Here is a 1,209-nt window from a genome sequence, read left to right on the forward strand (position 1 = left end):
GTGGTGCCGTTGGTGGTGTCGGCGCGGTCGCCGGAAGGCCTGCGCGCTGCTGCCGGGCAGCTGGCCGATTTCCTCGAACAGCAGCCCGTATCGAGCTTGGGTGATGTGGGGCGTGCGCTGTCGACGTCCCGTTCGGTGTGGGAGTTCCGGGCTGGGGTGGCGGCCGCGGAGCGGGATGAGGCGGTGGCGAGACTCCGCGCGGTGGCTGCTTCTTCGGGCGGCGAACAGGCGGCGGGTTCGATGGGACGTGTGGTGCTGGTGTTCCCGGGTCAGGGGGCGCAATGGGCGGGGATGGGCAGGGGGTTGTGGGCGTCTGACGCTGTTTTCGCGGCGCGGATGGACGAGTGCGATCGGCTTTTGGACTGGTCGCTGCGGGCCGTGGTGGACGGCGTAGAGGGCGCTCCGTCACTGGACCGGGCCGACGTGGTCCAGCCGGTGTCGTTCGCGGTGATGGTGTCGCTGGCGTCGATGTGGCAGGTGCGCGGTGTCGTTCCGGACGCGGTGGTGGGCCATTCCCAAGGCGAGATCGCCGCGGCGGTCGTCGCGGGGAGGCTGACGCTGGCCCAGGGGATGCGCCTGGTGGTGGCCCGCAGTCAGGTGATCGCGGCGCGGCTGTCGGGGCGGGGCGCGATGATGTCGGTCGCCGTGGGTGAGGAGCGGGCCGAGACGCTGATCGGTCTACGGCCGGTGGAGATCGCCGCGGTGAACGGTCCGGAGTCGGTGGTCCTGGCCGGTACCGCAGACGTGATCGCGGCGGTGCGCGAGGAGTGCGAGGCGGCCGGGGTACGGTCCTCGCTGCTGCCCGTCGACTACGCGTCGCACTCGGTGCACGTTGAAGCGGCTGAAGGTGAGCTGACCGCCGCCGTGGTCGCCGCCTTGGCCGAAGTCGGTGACGCGGATCGGGGCGAGGGGTTCGATCCGTCGGTGAGGTTGATGTCGACGGTCGAGGTGGATTGGGTCGTCGGGGAGTTGGACGCGGGTTACTGGGTGCGGAATCTGCGTTCGCGGGTGCGGTTCGCCGAGGCGGTGGAGCGTTTGGCGGACGAGGGGCATCGCGTGTTCATCGAGGTGAGCTCGCATCCGGTGTTGACGATGGGCATCGAGGCCGTGCTGGAGCGGACCGGTATCGCGAATGCAGTCGTGGCCGGGACGTTGCGGCGTGATGAGGATGAGTCGGCCAGGTTCGTGCAGTCGATGGTCGACGTGTGG

Annotated in this window: 1 protein-coding gene; it reads left to right on the forward strand. The window is 70.0% G+C overall.

The features are described from left to right. Window positions 1-12: 12 nt before the first annotated feature. Window positions 13-1,209, forward strand: a 1,197-nt coding sequence (locus tag ND747_RS16425) for an acyltransferase domain-containing protein (RefSeq protein ID WP_251734481.1), incomplete at its 3' end; no start/stop codon positions are given.

Source organism: Frankia sp. R82, assembly GCF_023716925.1.
In the GTDB taxonomy this organism is placed as follows: Bacteria; Actinomycetota; Actinomycetes; order Frankiales; family Frankiaceae; genus Frankia.